This window comes from Streptomyces sp. NPDC058401 (assembly GCF_042722885.1).
Lineage (GTDB): Bacteria > Actinomycetota > Actinomycetes > Streptomycetales > Streptomycetaceae > Streptomyces.
Genome location: NZ_JBHXKA010000047.1, coordinates 26,103 through 42,987 on the forward strand (window position 1 = coordinate 26,103; position 16,885 = coordinate 42,987).

The window sequence follows — 16,885 nt, forward strand, 5'->3', positions numbered from 1 at the left end:
CGTCCGTCGTCCGTGCCGGCCCGGGGGCCGGTTTTCCGACCCTACGGGCCGGTCCGCGAATCGCTTCACGGATTTCCGGGCGGGAACGCGAGAACGGGCCCTTCGCTCCCCAGAGGGGGGCGAAGGGCCCGTTCGGGCAACTCAGCGGGCCGTCAGGCCCGGCTCAGTCAGACCGCGGCCGGGTCTTCCTCGACGAGGAGGTTCCGGGTGCGGTTCTGGTCCAGCAGGATGCCGGGGCCCATGGTGGTGCTGAGGGCGGCCTTCTTGATGTAGCGGCCCTTCGCGGCGGACGGCTTCAGACGAAGGATCTCGTCCAGGGCCGCGCCGTAGTTCTCGACCAGCTGCTCATCGGTGAAGGAGACCTTGCCGATGATGAAGTGCAGGTTCGAGTGCTTGTCGACGCGGAACTCGATCTTGCCACCCTTGATCTCGGTGACAGCCTTCGCGACGTCCATCGTGACGGTGCCGGTCTTCGGGTTCGGCATCAGGCCACGGGGACCGAGCACGCGGCCGAGGCGGCCGACCTTGCCCATGAGGTCCGGCGTGGCGACAACGGCGTCGAACTCGTTGAGGCGGTTGCCCTTGGAGATCTCGTTGATGAGCTCGTCGTCGCCGACAATGTCGGCGCCGGCGGCTTCCGCGGCCGCAGCACGGTCACCGGTCGCGAAGACCAGGACCCGGGCGGTCTTGCCGGTGCCGTGCGGGAGGTTCACGGTGCCACGGACCATCTGGTCGGCCTTGCGCGGGTCTACACCCAGGCGGAAGGCGACCTCGACGGTGCTGTCGAACTTGGTCGCGGAGGTCTCCTTGGCGACACGGACGGCCTCGAGCGGGGCGTACAGCTTGTCCCGGTCGACCTTGGCGTCCGCAGCGCGGAGAGTCTTGCTGCGCTTCACTTCTGCTCCTGTGTTGTGATCAGGCATGGAGTCGTGGTGCGGACCAGCGCTTGGCCCTACCACTGTGGTGCTGGGGGGTGGCTGAATCAGCCTTCGACCGTGATGCCCATCGAACGCGCGGTGCCGGCGATGATCTTCTCGGCCGCGTCGATGTCGTTGGCGTTCAGGTCAGGCATCTTGAGCGTGGCGATCTCGCGAACCTGGTCACGCGTAAGCTTCGCGACCTTCGTCTTGTGCGGCTCGCCAGAGCCCTTCTCCACACCGGCGCTCTTCAGGATGAGGCGCGCGGCCGGCGGCGTCTTGGTGATGAAGGTGAAGGAGCGGTCGTCGTAGACCGTGATCTCCACCGGCACGACCATGCCACGCTGCGACTCGGTCGCGGCGTTGTAGGCCTTGCAGAACTCCATGATGTTGACGCCGTGCTGACCGAGCGCGGGGCCGACCGGCGGAGCCGGGTTGGCCGCGCCGGCCTTGATCTGGAGCTTGATAAGCCCCGTGACCTTCTTCTTCTTGGGAGGCATTGCTCTCTCCGGGTCCTAGTGAGAGTTTTCGCCGCCAATCCGGTCATCCGGATGGAGGCATACCGCACCACGATAACGGGTATCGGTGCGAGGCTGAAAACCGAGCAGGTCAGACCGCCCGCAAGGGGGCAATCTGACCTGTCCGGAAGCGTGTGCCAGAAGGGCTGTGGATCAGTTCTTCTGGATCTGGTCGAAGCTGAGCTCGACCGGGGTCTCGCGGCCGAAGATCTCGACGAGACCCTTGACCTTCTTCGAGTCCGGGTTGATCTCGTTGATGGTCGCCTGCAGCGTCGCGAACGGGCCGTCGGTGACGGTGACCGAGTCGCCGACCTCGAAGTCCAGGACCTCGATGGCGCGCTTGACGGCGGGCGCCGGCAGACCGGCCTCTTCCGCTGCCAGCTTGGCGGCCTTCTCCTGCAGCTCCGGGGCGAGCATCTTGACGATCTCGTCCAGGGTCAGCGGGTACGGGTCGTAGGCGTTGCCCACGAAGCCGGTGACGCCGGGGGTGTTGCGGACGACGCCCCAGGACTCGTTCGTCAGATCCATGCGGACGAGAACGTAACCGGGCAGCTTGTTCTGCCGGACGTTCTTGCGCTCGCCGTTCTTGATCTGGACGATCTCTTCCTCGGGCACCTCGGCCTGGTAGATGAAGTCCTCGACGTTGAGCGAGACGGCGCGCTGCTCCAGGTTGGCCTTCACGCGCTTCTCGTAGCCGGCGTACGTGTGGATGACGTACCACTCGCCGGGCAGGAGGCGCAGTTCTTCGCGCAGGGCCTGGATGGGGTCGACGGGCTCGGCGGGCTCGGCGTCGGCGGCCTCTACGGCCTCCTCGTCGTCCTCGGCCTCGGCCTCGTCGTCCTCGTCGGAAGCCTCGTCGGAGACCTCTTCCTCGGTGTCCTCGTCGGACTCGTCCTCATCGGACTCGTCGTCGGCCTCTTCGGCCTCCGCGTCGTCCTCGGCCTCGGCGTCGACCTCTTCCTCGACGTGCAGCGCGGCCTCTTCGGCGGCGACACCCGCCTCGGCGTCGGCGAGCTCGGCCTCGTCGGGGTCCACAGCGTCTGCAGCCTCGACGATGTCGAGCTCGTCCTCGACGGACTCGACGGAGTCGGGGCTCACGTTCAGGTTCGGGTCAGACACGGTGGCTGCTTCTTCCTGGATACAAAAGGTGGTCGAACATGCGAAAACGGGCGGCACCCATCAAGGCGCCGCCCTCCGCGGGGATCAGCCGAAGACGAACTTGATGGCTTCCTGGAACCCATAGTCAATCACGGTCACCAGACCGATCATGATGACGACGAAGACAATCACCACAGTGGTGTACGTCGTCAGCTGGTTGCGAGTGGGCCAAACAACCTTGCGGAGTTCCGCGACGATCTGGCGGTAGAACAGCGCGAGACGACCCAGAGGGCCCTTCTTGCCGCGCTTGCCGCCCTTGCGGGCCTTCTTCTCGCGAGTGTCATCCTCGGCGTCAGGCATGTCGATGGAGCCCAGGGCGTCCGTCACGTCTCTCACCTGAATCCGGGTCGTGGCCGTAGCCGCGCCCGGTTGCGCCGCACGGCACTGCATCTAAGTACGTACCTGCGCACACACGTCCGAGAAGGAGTGTGGAGCAGGGCCGGAGGGACTCGAACCCCCAACCGCTGGTTTTGGAGACCAGTGCTCTACCAATTGAGCTACGACCCTTTGTGTGTCCCAACCTACCGCATCCAGACGAGTGCACGGTGTGCTCACGCTCTGCAGCGTTTGGCAGGGCCAACGACGGTTGAGTGTACGTGGTCCGGGCCCTGACGTCGAACAGCACCGGCCGGAGAGCTTCCGTCCGGTAACTGAAACGGAGTGCGGCGCTCGTTTCCCGTCTGGGACGATTGGCCGCATGACCTCTGAAACGCCTTCCGCCGAGCGCCGCGTATCCGCCCGTATCGGTGCCATCTCCGAATCCGCCACCCTCGCCGTCGACGCCAAGGCCAAGGCCCTCAAGGCCGCCGGGCGTCCGGTGATCGGTTTCGGAGCCGGTGAGCCCGACTTCCCCACCCCGGACTACATCGTCGACGCCGCGGTCGAGGCATGCCGCAACCCCAAGTACCACCGCTACACGCCGGCCGGCGGTCTGCCCGAGCTGAAGGCCGCCATCGCCGCGAAGACGCTGCGCGACTCCGGCTACGAGGTCGACGCGTCCCAGGTCCTGGTCACCAACGGCGGCAAGCAGGCGATCTACGAGGCGTTCGCAGCGATCCTGGACCCGGGTGACGAGGTCATCGTCCCGGCGCCGTACTGGACCACGTACCCGGAGTCGATCCGTCTCGCCGGCGGTGTCCCGGTCGAGGTCGTCGCCGACGAGACCACCGGTTACCGGGTTTCCGTCGAGCAGCTGGAGGCGGCCCGCACGGAGCGCACGAAGGTCGTCCTCTTCGTTTCCCCGTCGAACCCGACCGGCGCCGTCTACACCGAGGCCGACGCCGAGGCGATCGGCCGCTGGGCCGTCGAGAAGGGCCTGTGGGTCCTGACCGACGAGATCTACGAGCACTTGGTCTACGGCGACGCGAAGTTCGTCTCGCTCCCGGCGATCGTTCCCGAGCTGGCCGACAAGTGCATCATCGTCAACGGCGTCGCCAAGACGTACGCCATGACGGGCTGGCGCGTGGGCTGGGTCATCGGCCCGAAGGACGTGGTCAAGGCCGCGACCAACCTCCAGTCGCACGCCACCTCCAACGTCTCCAACGTGGCCCAGGTCGCGGCGCTGGCCGCCGTCTCCGGCAACCTGGACGCCGTCCACGAGATGCGCACCGCCTTCGACCGCCGCCGCCAGACGATGGTGCGGATGCTGAACGAGATCGACGGCGTCTTCTGCCCGACCCCCGAGGGTGCCTTCTACGTCTACCCGGCGGTCAAGGACGTCCTCGGCAAGGAGATCCGCGGCAAGCGCCCGCAGACCTCCGTCGAGCTCGCGGCCCTGATCCTGGACGAGGCCGAGGTCGCCGTCGTCCCGGGTGAGGCCTTCGGCACCCCCGGCTACCTCCGCCTCTCCTACGCCCTGGGCGACGAGGACCTGGTCGAGGGCGTCTCCCGCATCCAGAAGCTCCTGGCGGAGGCCAAGGCGTAGCCCGTCCCACAGCCAGTCCTGAGCGGCGGCTCCCCTACGGGGGAGCCGCCGCTCAGGCATATCCAGCCCCGACGGCGTTTGAGGAGCGGGGTCCGGGGCGGAGCCCCGGGGAACGGGCGAAGGGCGGGTAGGGGACGAGCCCCGCGCAGCGGCAGCCCGGCGCCCCGACCCCAGGATTTACGTTCGGGCAAGCCCCCGTTCAGGGAATCGGGCTGCAGGCCGGGGTGAAAGTGCGGCAGGATCAACAAATGGAGCACGTACGCGATCTCACGCTTCTGCCGAAAGCCCACCTCCACCTGCACTTCACCGGCTCGATGCGCCCGTCGACCCTGCTGGAGCTCGCCGACAAGTACGGCGTCCGCCTCCCGGACGCCCTCACCTCCGGTGAGCCACCGAAGCTGCGCGCCACGGACGAACGCGGCTGGTTCCGCTTCCAGCGGCTCTACGACGCCGCCCGCTCCTGCCTGCGCGAGCCCGACGACATCCGCCGCCTGGTCCGCGAGGCCGCGGAGGAGGACGTCCGCGACGGCAGCGGGTGGCTGGAGATCCAGGTGGATCCCACCTCCTACGCCCCCCTCCTCGGCGGGATGATCCCCGCCGTCGAGATCATCCTCGACGCCGTGGACGCCGCCTCCCGCGAGACCGGCCTCGGCATGCGGGTCGTCATCGCGGCCAACCGCATGAAGCACCCCCTGGACGCCCGCACCCTGGCCCGGCTCGCCGTCCGCTACGCCGACCGCGGCATCGTCGGTTTCGGCCTGTCCAACGACGAGCGCCGCGGCATGGCCCGCGACTTCGACCGGGCCTTCGCCATCGCCCGCGAGGGCGGCCTCCTCGCGGCCCCGCACGGCGGCGAGCTCACCGGCCCGTCCTCCGTCCGCGACTGCCTCGACGATCTGCACGCCGCCCGCATCGGGCACGGCGTACGGGCAGCCGAGGATCCCCGGCTGCTCAAACGGCTCGCCGACCGCCAGATCACCTGTGAGGTCTGCCCGGCGTCCAATGTCGCCCTCGGGGTGTACGAACGCCACGAGGACGTCCCGCTGCGCACCCTCTTCGAGGCCGGGGTCCCGATGGCCCTGGGTGCGGACGATCCGCTGCTCTTCGGGTCCCGGCTCGCAGCCCAGTACGAGATCGCCCGCCGGCACCACGCCTTCACGGATGCGGAGCTCGCCGAGCTGGCCCGCCAGTCGGTGCGCGGCAGCGCGGCGCCCTCGGACGTACAGGACAAGCTGCTGGCCGGGATCGACCACTGGATCGCCTCGTAGGGGGCGGCACGCCTCAGCGTGTGAGCCGCAGGTCGCCCTCGTGGCAGTCGGCGCGCACCCGGGCGCCGTCCGGGAAGCCGATCTCCAGGTGGGTGCGGCCCTGCGCGGGCAGGGCGAACTCGGCGACCGATTCCACGGTGTCGCCGAGGTGGCGCAGGAAGGGGTGGTCTCCGAGGTCCTCGCCGACCTCGATGCGGCCCCACTCCCCCATGTCGTAGGGCTCGTGCGGCGCCTCGGATTCCACGATCAGGCAGGCGTCGGACCCGGTGGTGATCCGGGTGGACTCCCCGTCGCTGTCGAGGAGCCAGACGTCGAGGGGAGCCTCGGAGCGTTCGCCGTCGCTGATGTGCCAGGACGCGACGACCCTTCTGATCGTGCGTCCCACCAGCCGGGTGGGGTCCGTACCGGCCCCGTGCAGGGGACAGAGCATGGGCGGGCCGGGACTCCTCAGATGCTGACGCCGACCGTCACCGGTTCGTTGACCAGGGTGACGCCGAAGGCCGCGTGGACGCCCGCGACCACCTCGCGGGCCAGGGCGAGGAGGTCTTCGGTGGTGGCCTCGCCCCGGTTGGTGAGGGCGAGGGTGTGCTTGGTGGAGATGCGGGCGGGGCCGTCGCCGTAGCCCTTGGTGAAGCCGGCCTTGTCGATCAGCCAGGCCGCGCTGGTCTTCGTACGGCCCTCGCCGGCCGGGTACGCGGGCGGGGCGGTTTCGGGGCCGAGCCGCTCCTGGGCGCGGGCGAGGAAGGCGGCGTACGCCGCGTCGCCGAGGATCGGGTTGTGGAAGAAGGAGCCGGCCGACCAGGTGTCGTGGTCGGCGGGGTCGAGGACCATGCCCTTGCCGGCGCGCAGCCGCAGGACGGTCTCCCGGGCCTGCGCCGCGGGCACCCGGTCGCCGGCCTCCACGCCGAGGGCGCGGGCCGTCTCGGGGTACTTGACCGGCGCGGACAGGCCGCCCGCGTCTTCCAGGGCGAAGCGCACGCGCAGGACGACGTAGCGGTCGGGCTGGTGCTTGAAGAGGCTGTCGCGGTACGAGAACGCGCAGTCGGCGGCCGACAGCGTGACCGTTTCCCCGCGCGTGCGGTCGTAGGCGACGACCTCGGTGATCGTGTCGCAGACCTCCTGGCCGTACGCCCCGACGTTCTGGATCGGGGTGGCGCCGGCCGAGCCGGGGATCCCGGCGAGGCATTCGATGCCCGCGAGCCCGGCGTCGACGACGCGGGCGACGGCCTCGCTCCAGTTCTCGCCGGCGGCGAGCTCCAGCCGGGTCCCGTCGAGCGCGAAGCCGGTGGTCGCGATCCGCAGGGCGGTGCCGTCGAAGCCCTGGTCGCCGATGACCAGGTTGCTGCCGCCGCCGATGATCAGGAGCGGGGTGCCGCTCTCGTCCGCGGCGCGCACGGTGGCGACGACCTCGGCGTCGGTGGTCGCGGTGACCAGCCGGGCGGCGGGGCCGCCGAGCCGGAAGGTGGTCAGCGGGGCGAGGGGGGCGTCGTGGAGTTCCTGCACGTGGACAAGAGTACGGTCCGCGTCCCCCGGAGCAGGCGGGGCCACGGACCGTACGCGTACCGCAGGGCCGTACGGGGCGTCAACGGCCCGCCTCAGCCGTGCCCCTCCTTCTTCCCTTCCTTCTCCTCTTCCTTCTTCTCTTCCTTCTCCCGCTCCGCCTCGGCGAGGCGGCGCTCCGCCTCGTCCCAGCGGATGGGGAGCTCGCTCGCCGGGACGGTCCAGAACACGAACCCGGCTTCCTTCGTGTAGGCGGCGGCCGCCCGGGAGCTGGAGCGGTGCGGTTCGCTGCCCGCGAAGCGGTAGAGCGCGTCCCGGTCCTCCCAGGCGGACAGGGTCAGGAAGGTGCGGCGCAGGACCCGGGCCCGCAGGGCGACCCCGTGGGCGCCGGGGGCCTTGCGCGTCTGGAGGACTATGCCGGGCGACTTGAGGAGGAACTTCAGCGCTCCGCCCAGGCTCACGGTCTCGAAACGGGAGGCCATGACGTAGACCTCGGCGCCGGGGGCGGGGCGGGTGGGCGTGGACCAGGGGATGTCGGGCATGACGGGCTTCCCTCACTCGTGTCGTGTCGCGCCGTGCCGTGCTCTTGCCTGTTGCTCTTGCCTGTTGCTCTTGTCTCTTACGGAGCTGCGTGCGGCTCGGCGGCTGCGGTTCCCCCGCCGGCCGCCGCGCAGGCACCGGCCGGCGAGCGGAACCCGCTCAGACGGCCACCTTCTCGGGGGCGAGTCCGTCGGCCGGGACCGTGGCCCGGCCATCCGCCGACGGGTCCTCCGATGCCCGCTCCGCCATCGGCAGGGACTCCGCTGCCCGGGCCTTCTCCGCGGCCCGGCCGGGGAGCAGCAGGGCCAGGACGGCCGCCAGGGCGACGGCCGCGCCGCCGATCCACAGGGCGGGGACGGTGCCGTCGGTGAAGGACTGCCCGGACTGGTAACCGCCCTGGGCGGAGAAGACGGAGGCGAGGACGGCGACGCCGAGGGCTCCGCCGACTTCGCGCAGGGCGCTGTTGGCTCCGGCGGCCTTGCCCTGGTCGGCGGGGGCGACGGTGGACATGAGGGCGTTGGAGGCGGGGGCGAAGAACAGGCCCATCCCGATGCCGCTGATGATCATCGCCGGGAGCTGGGCGGCGTAGGAGACTTCGGTGCCCAGGATCACGGCGAACCAGCCGAGGCCGACGGCCTGGAGCGCCAGTCCGGCGACCACGACGGGGCGGCTGCCGATCCGGTCGGAGAGGATCCCCGAGATCGGGGCGGCGATCATGGGCATGGCGGTCCAGGGGAGCATGCGCAGCCCGGCTTCGGTGGGCGAGTAGCCGAGGACGCCTTGCAGGAACTGGCTCAGCAGGAAGATCGAGCCGAACATTCCGACGAACATCAGCAGGCTCGCCATGTTGATGCCGAAGAAGCCGCGGTCGCGGAAGAGCCGCATGGGCAGCACCGGGTTGGCGTTGCGGAAGCCGTGGTGGATGAACCCGCCCACGAGTGCGGCCCCCACGAGCAGCGAGGTGAGCACGGGGACGCTGGTCCAGCCGTGCGCGTTGGCGTTGACCAGCCCGTAGACGATGCCGAAGAGCCCGCCGCTGATGAGGAGGGTGCCGGGGAGGTCGAGCTTCGCCTGCGGGGCGGTGGACTCGCCGAGCTTCATCCGGGAGAGCGGCATCAGGGCCAGCCCGATCGGGACGTTCAGCCAGAAGATCCACTGCCAGGAGATGTGCTCGGTGAGGCTGCCGCCGATGAGCGGCTCGCTCGCGACGGCGAGGCCGGTGAGGGCTCCGTAGATGCCGAGGGCCATTCCGCGCCGGGCGGCGGGGACGGCCACGGTCAGCAGCGTGAGCGAGAGGGGCATCATGATCGCCGCGCCGACTCCCTGAACGGCCCGGGCGGCGATGAGCTCGTTGATGCCGGGCGAGAGGGCCGCGGCGGCGGAGGCGACGGTGAACACGGCCGTGCCGGCGATGAAGAGCCGGCGGCGGCCGAACCGGTCACCGAGGGCCGCGCCGAACATGAGCAGGACGGCGAAGGTGAGCGTGTACGCGTTCACCGTCCACTCCAGGTCCTCCAGCTTCCCGCCGAGGTCCTCGCGGATGGACGGGAGCGCGGTGGTGACGACGAGGTTGTCGAGCGCGGCCATGAAGCTGGCGGCCCCGGTGATGACGAGGGCCCAGACCGCGGGCCCGCGAAGCTTGGTGTCCTGCACGTTTCCCCCAAAACTAGTTATTGATCACTAACTTCAACGGACAGACCCGAACCCGGCACCGGCCGACCCGCGGCAGCGCGACAGGACGCGGCCGGCGAACGAACGGCGGGGTGGAGAAACCGGACTGACTGGACTGGCCGGACTGGCTGGACTGGCTGGACTGGAGCGGAGGCGGGGCAGGAGAGGGGGCGCATTCGCACCCGCACCCACCCGTTCGCTACTGGGGCCGGACGCCCGGGTAGCAGCCGTCCCAGACCCGGTGCCCCGCAGGGAACCCCATGGCGGACAGGGTGTTGATCAGCATTCCGTACGCGAGGAAGGAGGTCGTCTCCTTCACGTCCGCCCCGAGCGGCACGTGCAGGGTGTCCCACAACTCCATCCAGGCGGCCCGCACCATCTCGCCGAACTCCGACTCCCCGGCCGCCTCGGCGGCGGCGACGGTCACGTACGTCTGGAGCTGCATCTGCAGCTTGTCGGGCTGCTCGGCGATCAGCTTCATGTACGCCACGCTCATCGCCTGGACCGCGTCCTCCCCCTGGAGACCCTTGGCGGCTTCCTCGAAGACGCGCCGGATGTCTTCCATGCAGCGGGCGGCGGCGGCCAGGAAGATGGCCTGCTTGTTGGGGAAGAGCCGGAAGAGGTAGGGCTGGGACACCCCGACCCGCTTGGCGATCGCCTCGGTGGAGGTCCCGTAGTACCCACCCCGCGCGAACTCGCCCATCGCCGCCAGGATGACGCTCTCGCGCCGCTCTTCCGCACTCATCCTTGCCATGCTTCAAAGTTAGTGCTCAATCACTAACTTGGCAAGACTCATCCCGAAACACCCACCAAAAAGGCCCTGACCTGCAAGTTTCCTCGCAAGCCAGGGCCTCTGCACATGGCCGGCAACACAAAACCAAAGAGGTCCTACTCGCCGGCGGAGTCGGGACTCCCTACGCGAGGGCAACCACCGCGCGCGACATCCCCAGCACCTTCTGCCCGGCGCTCGTGGCCGTCAGATCGACCCGCACCCGGTTGTCGTCGAGCTTCGCCGCGACCTTGGCCGTGACCTCGATCAGCGCGCCCTGCCCGTCGTTCGGGACGACGACCGGCTTCGTGAACCGCACCCCGTACTCGACGACCGCACCCGGGTCGCCGACCCAGTCGGTCACCACGCGGATCGCCTCGGCCATGGTGAACATGCCGTGGGCGATCACGTCGGGCAGTCCGACCTCGGTGGCGAACTTCTCGTTCCAGTGGATCGGGTTGAAGTCACCCGACGCACCCGCGTACCGCACCAGCGTCGCCCGCGTGACGGAGAAGGACGCCGCCGGCAGCTCGGTACCGACCTCGACCGCGTCGTACTGGATCTTGGCAGCCATCTCAGGCCTCCTCGGGGGCGGAACCGGCGACGGCGGGAGCGGCGGCGGGCTCGGGCGCCCGGGAGACGAGCTTCGTCCAGGCGGTCACCACGTGCTCGCCGGACTCGTCGTGGACCTCACCGCGGATGTCGATGACGTCGTTGCCCGCGAGCGACTTGATGGCCTCGATGGTCGAGGTCACCGTCAGCCGGTCCCCGGCCCGCACGGGACGGGTGTACGCGAACCTCTGGTCGCCGTGCACGACGCGGCTGTAGTCCAGCCCCAGCTGCGGGTCGTCGACGACCTGGCTGGCCGCCGCGAACGTGATGGCAAACACAAAGGTCGGCGGGGCGATCACGTCCTGGTGACCGAACGCCTTGGCTGCTTCGGGATCCGTGTACACCGGATTGGCGTCACCCACGGCGACCGCGAATTCGCGGATCTTCTCCCGGCCGACCTCGTACGGATCGGTGGGCGGGTAGCTCCGCCCCACGAAGGACTGGTCGAGCGCCATGACTCCCTACCTCCCTGTTGAAACGATCTCTCGAAACGACACAAGGCCGCCCCCCAATGAAGGGGACGACCTCATGACGGTAAGACTGTGCCTGTTGTACGAGACTTCGCCGGTTGTTAGCGGGTCTCGCGGTGCGCGGTGTGCGAGTTGCAACGCGGGCAGTGCTTCTTCATCTCAAGACGGTCCGGGTTGTTACGCCGGTTCTTCTTGGTGATGTAGTTCCGCTCCTTGCACTCCACGCAGGCCAGCGTGATCTTCGGGCGGACGTCGGTGGCAGCCACGTGAGTGCTCCTTGACGGACAATTGGACGGATGAACGCATAAAAGAGTAGCCGATCGGGAGACCGACCCCGCAATCGGCTACTGTGTGTAGCGGCGACCGGACTTGAACCGGTGACACAGCGATTATGAGCCGCTTGCTCTACCGACTGAGCTACGCCGCTTTGATGAGATCCGCTCCCCACCCGAGGGTGGGGAACCTCTCTCACCAGAGCCCCAATGCGGAATCGAACCGCAGACCTTCTCCTTACCATGGAGACGCTCTACCGACTGAGCTATTGGGGCGAGCGAGGAAGACATTACACGGTCGCCTGCCGATCGCCCAAATCCTTTGCGGGGACTGGCCTCGGAGCCCCACCGCCACTTTTCTTGATCCCCGAAAAACCCGCCCCGCTCCCCCTTCTGACCACCTTTCCCCCCGGAAAGTGTCAGGCATCACACCCACCCTCACCCTGAGCAACCCCTCCCCCGCTCCGGAACGACCCCACCCACGAACGTTCCCGCCCACCTCGGAGGCGGGAACACCCCGAAGGCCGGCGCCCCGACCGCACGCGGAGGCGGGCGGCCCGGTTCGGCTCGGTTCGACTCGGTTCGACTCGGCTCCGTCCGGTTCGGTCCGTTTCGGTCCAGGACCACCGCCGAACCAGCCACGAACCTGGTGCACCCAGCGGGGCGGGGCGGGGCCCGGTGCCGGTGCCGAGGGAGCAGCCAGGCGGGGCCTGTCCCGAAGCGGGGCCCCAGACCGGCCCGGAGCCGGGCAGGGCCTGTCCCCGGAACGGGGACCCGGACAGGCCCAGAGCCGAGTAAGGCCCATCCCGAAACGGAAACCCAGACGCGCCCGGAACCGGGCGGGTCCCGTCCCGGAACAGGGACCCAGACGGGCTCAGAGGCGGACGGGGCCGTCCGGGCCGGGCCCTGGGCAAACCCGGCGACGGGAACCCGGACGAGCCCCGGACGGGAGCCTGAGACGGGACTGGGAGGCCGGGCCCCGACCGGACCCGGCGACGGGAGCCCGGGCGGGCCGGAGGCGAGACGCGGGGACCGGACCCCAGCCCGGACCGCAGACGGGAACCGGAGACGGGACCAGGCCCTGGGCGAACGGCCTTCGGCTCCGGCCTCTGGGTCCGGCCTCCGGCTCCCGACCCGGCCCCGGCCTCCAGCTCCCGCCTCCGGCCCCGCCCAGGGCCCGGCCGGGCCCCCGTCTCTCCGGGTCCGGCCTCCTGCCCCGCGTCCGGGTCCAGCCCTCTGGCTCCCGGCTTCGGCCCGTCTCCGGTCCCGCCCGGAACCCGGCCTGGTTCCGGGTCCCGTCTGCGGTCCGGCCTGGGTCCGGTCTCCGCGTCTCGTCTCCGGCCCCCGTCTGGGGCCCGCCCGGGCTCCCATCTCGAGACCCGGAGGTGGACCGGAGGCCGGACCCGGAGCCGGGCCAGGGGCCAGACCCGAAGGCGGGACCAGGGGCCAGACCCGAAGGCGGGACCAGAGGCCAGACCCGGAGCCGGGCCAGGGGCCAGACCCGAAGGCGGGACCAGAGGCCAGACCCGGAGCCGGGCCAGGGGCCAGACCCGAAGGCGGGACCAGGGGCCAGACCCGGAGCCGGGCCAGGGGCCGAACCCGGAGCCGGGCCGGGGTCCGGGGGTGTGGTCGGGGCCGGGGTCCACCCAGACGCACCGGTACGACTATTGCCCTCTTCCGCGAAGCGGGGAGCCCTGGCCCCTAGGCTCTGAGCACGCTGCGTGATCTTGGGCCGCGGGCCGCGGCCACGGCCCCAGGAACCGCCCGAGCCACCGCAGGAGCGCGATGTCCGACAGCCCGCCGCAGCAGCCGTCCCACTCCCCGCGCAACCGCCCCGGCAGCGGCCAGGGGCAGGGCCAGGGACAGGGGCGCGGCCCCGAGGGCACTCCGGGGAGCCCGGGCGGCCCCGCCGCCCCCGAGTCCACCACCCTGCTCCTCGCCGGCGCCCGCCTCACCGACGGCCGCACCGTCGACGTCCGCCTCGGCGGCGGCCGGATCCAGGCCGTCGGTGAGGCCGGCAGCCTGCCCGCCACCGCGGGTGCCCGCGTCGACCTCACCGGCTACCTGCTGCTCCCCGCGCCCGCCGAGCCCCACTCCCACGGGGACACCGCCCTGACCGCGGACAGCGAAGGGCCCGTCTCCTACTCCCCCGACGAGGTGCAGCGCCGCGCCACCGAGGCGGCCCTGCTCCAGCTCGGGCACGGCGCCACCGCCGTCCGGTCCCACGTGCGCATCGGCGACGTACACGGTCTCGGTCCCCTGGAGGCCGTGCTCCAGGCCCGCCGCTCCCTGCGCGGGCTCACCGATCTCACGGCCGTCGCCGTTCCGCGCCTGCTGACCGGGGTGGCCGGGGCCGACGGGCTCGCCATGCTGCGGGACGCCGTGAAGATGGGCGCCTCCGTCATCGGCGGCTGCCCCGACCTCGACCCCGACCCCACCGGCTTCCTCGAAGCCGTACTGGAGCTCGCCTCCGAGCACGGCTGCCCCGTAGACCTGCACACCGACGGCGACGACCCGGCCCGCCTGTCCCGGCTCGCGGCCATGGCCGGGGGGCTCCGCCCGGGGGTCTCCATCGGGCCCTGCGGCGGCTTGTCCCGGCTCCCGCTGGACGTGGCCACCCGGGCCGCGGACCGGCTGGCGGCCGCCGGCGTACGGGTGACCTGCCTCCCCCAGGGCGACTGCGCGGCCCTGGAACGGCGCGGCCTGCGCACCGCCCCCGTACGGCTGCTGCGCGCCGCCGGGGTGCGCGTCGCGGCGGGCAGCGGGGCGCTGCGCGACGCGGGCAACCCGGTGGGGCGCGGGGACCCGCTCGAAGCCGCGTACCTCCTGGCCTCCCAGGGCGGGCTGCGCCCCACCGAGGCCTACCACTCGGTCGCCGGCGCCGCCCGCGAGGCGATGGGCCTGCCGGAGGTACGGGTCGAGGCCGGGTTCCCGGCGGAGCTGCTCGCCGTCCGCGGGGACCGGATCGCGAGCGTGCTGTCCCTCGCGTACAGCCGCATCGTGATCCACCGCGGTCGGGTGGTAGCCCGGACGAGTGCCGTACGGGAGTACTGCGACTCGGCCGTCGCGGTGGCCCTGGACCTGCCCCGGCAGGGCCGTATGGAGCCGGGCCCCTGAGCGTTCACCCCGAGTTCCCGGGCGCGCGCGCCCGGCTCGTCGTACCGTCGTGGCATGCGCATCGTCATCGCGGGTGGACACGGTCAGATCGCGCTGCGGCTGGAGCGCCTGCTCGCCGCGCGCGGGTACGAGGTCGCGGGCATCATCCGCGATCCGGCACAGGGCGACGACCTCAGGGAGGCGGGCGCCGAACCGGTGCTGTGCGACCTGGAATCGGCGTCGGTCGAGCACGTGGCGGGCATCCTGCAGGGTGCGGACGCCGCGGTGTTCGCGGCGGGCGCGGGTCCCGGCAGCGGGGCCGGGCGCAAGGACACGGTGGACCGGGGCGCGGCGGTGCTGTTCGCGGACGCCGCCGAACGGGCCCGGGTACGCCGCTTCCTGATGGTCTCCTCCATGGGCGCGGACACCCGCCGTGAGGGCGACGAGATCTTCGACGCCTACCTCCGCGCCAAGGGCGAGGCCGACGAGCACGTCCGCACCCGGCTGGGGCTGGAGTGGACGATCCTGCGCCCGGGCTCGCTGATCGACGACGCGGGGACGGGCCTGGTCCGTCTGGAGGCGCGGACGGGCCGCGGGCCGGTCACCCGCGACGACGTGGCGGCGGTCCTCGCCGAGCTGATCGATACGCCCGCGACCGCGGGCCTCACCCTGGAACTGATCGGGGGCGCGACCCCGGTCCCGGTCGCGGTCAAGGACGTGGCGGGCAACTAGCCCCGCCCCGGCCGTCCGGGTCCCCGGACGGCCGGCTCCGCCGGTCGTGAACGAGCGACCGGCGGAGCGTCCGTCAGAAGTCGGCCGTCAGGCGGTCGTCGGACCGGCCGACCGAATCCTGCTGGAACCGCCGCTCGTACGCGTCCCGGATCCGCTCGATGCGCGCACCGCGCTCGTCGGCCTCCTTCTCCGGGTACAGCAGCACCACCTCGTACGAGACCTCGCGGATGATCTTCCCGTCCCGCTGCCACTGGCCGCGGCCGTCGTGGAGGGTCAGCCCCTCGGGGAAGGCGGGGGTGATCTCCCGCTCGAGGAACCCCGTGAACTCCCGCTCCCCGACCGCCGGACGGCCGTCCGGCCGCTCGGTGCCGAAGTAGAGCCGGGTCTCCTGGTAGGGGTCACCCACGTCGCCGTTCAGCGCCGCTCCGACCAGAGCCGGGATCCCCGCTCCGAGCAGGGCGATGAGCACCCCGCCGCCGACCTTTCCGCGCGCGTCAGAAGTCCATTTCACGTCGGATGAACGACCGGATCCCTCCATCGGTACGCCCGATCCGCCCGATGGCCCACCCCCGCCCGCGCCCCTGCTCCACGACCCCTCACGCCGTCTCCAATCGGCGCCGCCACCACGGATCACCCGGCGGGGCGTACGGATCGGGGAGCGTCCGGGCGAGGAACCGCGCGTCGAGCGGAGCGAGCACGGCCCGCAGCTCCCGCACGGCGCGACGGGGCAGGGAGAGGCAGAAGACCTCCAGGGTCTCCCGGTGATCGCCGCCCCAGACGGGTTGGCAGCAGGGGTAGTCGTCGCCCCAGTCCGGGTAGAGGATCCACGACGGGCCCCGCCCGTACACCGTCGCGCGCCAGGCGGACAGTGCCCGGTAGGCGGCGCCCGGTTCGTACCGGTGGCGTTCGACGCGGGCGATCTCCACAAGAGTGCGGGAGGAGACGCCCGCAACGACGGCTCGGTCGTCCTCTCGGGACGTCCGGCGTGGCAGGTCCGACCGGACCTGCGAGGGCGCCTTACGCGCCATGGCCCTTTCGGCCGCTGATTCTGATCATGCGGACAGCATGCACCCCGGTCCGCTTCGCCGCCCAGTGGTTTTCCATGGGGCGTTCCGGTTCCGGATGTACGAGAAAACCCCCGCTCATCGCATCTCTGCAATGAGCGAGGGTTTCACTCGCGTGGCGGCGCCAGGGTTCGAACCTGGGTAGGCTGAGCCGGCAGATTTACAGTCTGCTCCCTTTGGCCACTCGGGCACACCGCCATGATCGCTGCCGTCTTTCCGCCTTGCGGCGGCGCTCCGTGGCAACGACGTAAACGATACCTGATGACCGGGGGTGCTTCGCCACCGGATTGATCAGCGCCGCACGTGGGCGCGGTGGCTAGGCTTTGCGGAGCGGTCCGGGGATGTCCGGCCGCGCCCTTCGGGGCCTTCACTAC

The 16,885-nt window shown here is 70.9% G+C and carries 18 protein-coding genes and 4 tRNA genes; 4 read left to right on the plus strand and 18 right to left on the minus strand.

The genetic code is table 11. From position 1 onward, the window contains the following. Nucleotides 1–167: 167 nt before the first annotated feature. From rplA to ACFWNV_RS19145, 5 genes are all read right to left on the minus strand, one after another. Nucleotides 168–896: a 50S ribosomal protein L1 gene (gene rplA / locus ACFWNV_RS19125; RefSeq protein ID WP_383948068.1), complete on the minus strand. Its 729-nt coding sequence runs from the start codon at nucleotides 894–896 to the stop codon at nucleotides 168–170. An 86-nt stretch (nucleotides 897–982) separates the two neighbouring features. Then, nucleotides 983–1,417, minus strand: a complete 435-nt coding sequence (gene rplK / locus ACFWNV_RS19130) for a 50S ribosomal protein L11 (protein WP_266880601.1) — start codon at nucleotides 1,415–1,417, stop codon at nucleotides 983–985. Between the two features lie 171 nt (nucleotides 1,418–1,588). Further along, on the minus strand, nucleotides 1,589–2,554 hold the full coding sequence (gene nusG, locus ACFWNV_RS19135; protein ID WP_383948071.1) for a transcription termination/antitermination protein NusG: 966 nt from the start codon (nucleotides 2,552–2,554) through the stop codon (nucleotides 1,589–1,591). An 84-nt stretch (nucleotides 2,555–2,638) separates the two neighbouring features. Beyond that, entirely contained in the window at nucleotides 2,639–2,920 is a 282-nt protein-coding gene (gene secE / locus ACFWNV_RS19140; protein WP_030298162.1) for a preprotein translocase subunit SecE, read from the minus strand. 107 nt (nucleotides 2,921–3,027) lie between these two features. Continuing rightward, nucleotides 3,028–3,100, minus strand: a tRNA-Trp gene (locus ACFWNV_RS19145). A 190-nt stretch (nucleotides 3,101–3,290) separates the two neighbouring features. On the opposite strand from ACFWNV_RS19145, the gene ACFWNV_RS19150 reads away from it, so the two are divergent. Beyond that, nucleotides 3,291–4,517 carry a pyridoxal phosphate-dependent aminotransferase gene (locus ACFWNV_RS19150; protein ID WP_266905489.1) on the plus strand — a complete coding sequence of 409 codons (1,227 nt, stop codon included), beginning with the start codon at nucleotides 3,291–3,293 and terminating at the stop codon, nucleotides 4,515–4,517. Between the two features lie 248 nt (nucleotides 4,518–4,765). Then, a complete protein-coding gene (locus ACFWNV_RS19155; protein ID WP_383948076.1) occupies nucleotides 4,766–5,785 on the plus strand; it encodes an adenosine deaminase in 1,020 nt (339 codons plus the stop codon). A 13-nt stretch (nucleotides 5,786–5,798) separates the two neighbouring features. Here the strand turns inward: ACFWNV_RS19155 and ACFWNV_RS19160 are convergent, their stop codons facing one another. From ACFWNV_RS19160 to ACFWNV_RS19205, 10 genes are all read right to left on the minus strand, one after another. Continuing rightward, entirely contained in the window at nucleotides 5,799–6,215 is a 417-nt protein-coding gene (locus tag ACFWNV_RS19160; RefSeq protein ID WP_383948079.1) for a hypothetical protein, read from the minus strand. Between the two features lie 17 nt (nucleotides 6,216–6,232). Next, complete coding sequence (locus tag ACFWNV_RS19165) at nucleotides 6,233–7,288, minus strand: UDP-N-acetylmuramate dehydrogenase (protein ID WP_383948082.1); 1,056 nt, start codon at nucleotides 7,286–7,288, stop codon at nucleotides 6,233–6,235. 92 nt (nucleotides 7,289–7,380) lie between these two features. After that, a complete protein-coding gene (locus tag ACFWNV_RS19170) occupies nucleotides 7,381–7,827 on the minus strand; it encodes a DUF3291 domain-containing protein (protein WP_383948085.1) in 447 nt (148 codons plus the stop codon). A 157-nt stretch (nucleotides 7,828–7,984) separates the two neighbouring features. Then, the gene (locus ACFWNV_RS19175) at nucleotides 7,985–9,478 is read right to left on the minus strand and encodes a DHA2 family efflux MFS transporter permease subunit (RefSeq protein WP_383948088.1); all 1,494 of its coding nucleotides are present in this window, start codon (nucleotides 9,476–9,478) and stop codon (nucleotides 7,985–7,987) included. A gap of 217 nt (nucleotides 9,479–9,695) precedes the next feature. Beyond that, the gene (locus ACFWNV_RS19180) at nucleotides 9,696–10,250 is read right to left on the minus strand and encodes a TetR/AcrR family transcriptional regulator (protein WP_383948091.1); all 555 of its coding nucleotides are present in this window, start codon (nucleotides 10,248–10,250) and stop codon (nucleotides 9,696–9,698) included. Between the two features lie 160 nt (nucleotides 10,251–10,410). After that, complete coding sequence (locus ACFWNV_RS19185) at nucleotides 10,411–10,839, minus strand: MaoC family dehydratase (protein ID WP_383948094.1); 429 nt, start codon at nucleotides 10,837–10,839, stop codon at nucleotides 10,411–10,413. A 1-nt stretch (nucleotide 10,840) separates the two neighbouring features. Next, nucleotides 10,841–11,332 (minus strand): MaoC family dehydratase N-terminal domain-containing protein, encoded by a 492-nt coding sequence (locus tag ACFWNV_RS19190; RefSeq protein WP_383948097.1) that lies wholly within the window; start codon nucleotides 11,330–11,332, stop codon nucleotides 10,841–10,843. Between the two features lie 116 nt (nucleotides 11,333–11,448). Further along, nucleotides 11,449–11,613 (minus strand): 50S ribosomal protein L33, encoded by a 165-nt coding sequence (rpmG, locus tag ACFWNV_RS19195; RefSeq protein ID WP_003956487.1) that lies wholly within the window; start codon nucleotides 11,611–11,613, stop codon nucleotides 11,449–11,451. 88 nt (nucleotides 11,614–11,701) lie between these two features. After that, nucleotides 11,702–11,774 (minus strand) — tRNA-Met (locus ACFWNV_RS19200). A 48-nt stretch (nucleotides 11,775–11,822) separates the two neighbouring features. Beyond that, nucleotides 11,823–11,895, minus strand: a tRNA-Thr gene (locus ACFWNV_RS19205). Nucleotides 11,896–13,404: 1,509 nt separating this feature from the next. Between ACFWNV_RS19205 and ACFWNV_RS19210 the strand changes: the two genes are divergently transcribed. After that, entirely contained in the window at nucleotides 13,405–14,736 is a 1,332-nt protein-coding gene (locus ACFWNV_RS19210) for an amidohydrolase family protein (protein ID WP_383948100.1), read from the plus strand. Nucleotides 14,737–14,790: 54 nt separating this feature from the next. Then, nucleotides 14,791–15,447, plus strand: a complete 657-nt coding sequence (locus ACFWNV_RS19215) for an SDR family oxidoreductase (protein ID WP_383948103.1) — start codon at nucleotides 14,791–14,793, stop codon at nucleotides 15,445–15,447. Between the two features lie 73 nt (nucleotides 15,448–15,520). Here ACFWNV_RS19215 and ACFWNV_RS19220 read toward each other — a convergent pair whose 3' ends face one another. The 3 genes from ACFWNV_RS19220 to ACFWNV_RS19230 all read right to left on the minus strand — a co-directional run bounded on the left by ACFWNV_RS19220 (nucleotide 15,521) and on the right by ACFWNV_RS19230 (nucleotide 16,709). After that, nucleotides 15,521–15,958 (minus strand): DUF3574 domain-containing protein, encoded by a 438-nt coding sequence (locus tag ACFWNV_RS19220; protein ID WP_383948106.1) that lies wholly within the window; start codon nucleotides 15,956–15,958, stop codon nucleotides 15,521–15,523. Between the two features lie 85 nt (nucleotides 15,959–16,043). Beyond that, on the minus strand, nucleotides 16,044–16,373 hold the full coding sequence (locus ACFWNV_RS19225; protein WP_383948109.1) for a hypothetical protein: 330 nt from the start codon (nucleotides 16,371–16,373) through the stop codon (nucleotides 16,044–16,046). A gap of 254 nt (nucleotides 16,374–16,627) precedes the next feature. After that, nucleotides 16,628–16,709 (minus strand) — tRNA-Tyr (locus tag ACFWNV_RS19230). Between the last annotated feature and the right edge of the window lie 176 nt (nucleotides 16,710–16,885).

Excerpts from the sequence above, each read along its gene's own strand:
- rplK (WP_266880601.1), bottom strand. The coding sequence starts at position 1,417 with ATGCCTCCCAAGAAGAAGAAGGTCACGGGGCTTATCAAGCTCCAGATC.
- ACFWNV_RS19150 (WP_266905489.1), top strand. The coding sequence starts at position 3,291 with ATGACCTCTGAAACGCCTTCCGCCGAGCGCCGCGTATCCGCCCGTATC.
- ACFWNV_RS19155 (WP_383948076.1), top strand. The coding sequence starts at position 4,766 with ATGGAGCACGTACGCGATCTCACGCTTCTGCCGAAAGCCCACCTCCAC.
- ACFWNV_RS19160 (WP_383948079.1), bottom strand. The coding sequence starts at position 6,215 with ATGCTCTGTCCCCTGCACGGGGCCGGTACGGACCCCACCCGGCTGGTG.
- ACFWNV_RS19170 (WP_383948085.1), bottom strand. The coding sequence starts at position 7,827 with ATGCCCGACATCCCCTGGTCCACGCCCACCCGCCCCGCCCCCGGCGCC.
- ACFWNV_RS19180 (WP_383948091.1), bottom strand. The coding sequence starts at position 10,250 with ATGGCAAGGATGAGTGCGGAAGAGCGGCGCGAGAGCGTCATCCTGGCG.
- ACFWNV_RS19185 (WP_383948094.1), bottom strand. The coding sequence starts at position 10,839 with ATGGCTGCCAAGATCCAGTACGACGCGGTCGAGGTCGGTACCGAGCTG.
- ACFWNV_RS19190 (WP_383948097.1), bottom strand. The coding sequence starts at position 11,332 with ATGGCGCTCGACCAGTCCTTCGTGGGGCGGAGCTACCCGCCCACCGAT.
- ACFWNV_RS19210 (WP_383948100.1), top strand. The coding sequence starts at position 13,405 with ATGTCCGACAGCCCGCCGCAGCAGCCGTCCCACTCCCCGCGCAACCGC.
- ACFWNV_RS19215 (WP_383948103.1), top strand. The coding sequence starts at position 14,791 with ATGCGCATCGTCATCGCGGGTGGACACGGTCAGATCGCGCTGCGGCTG.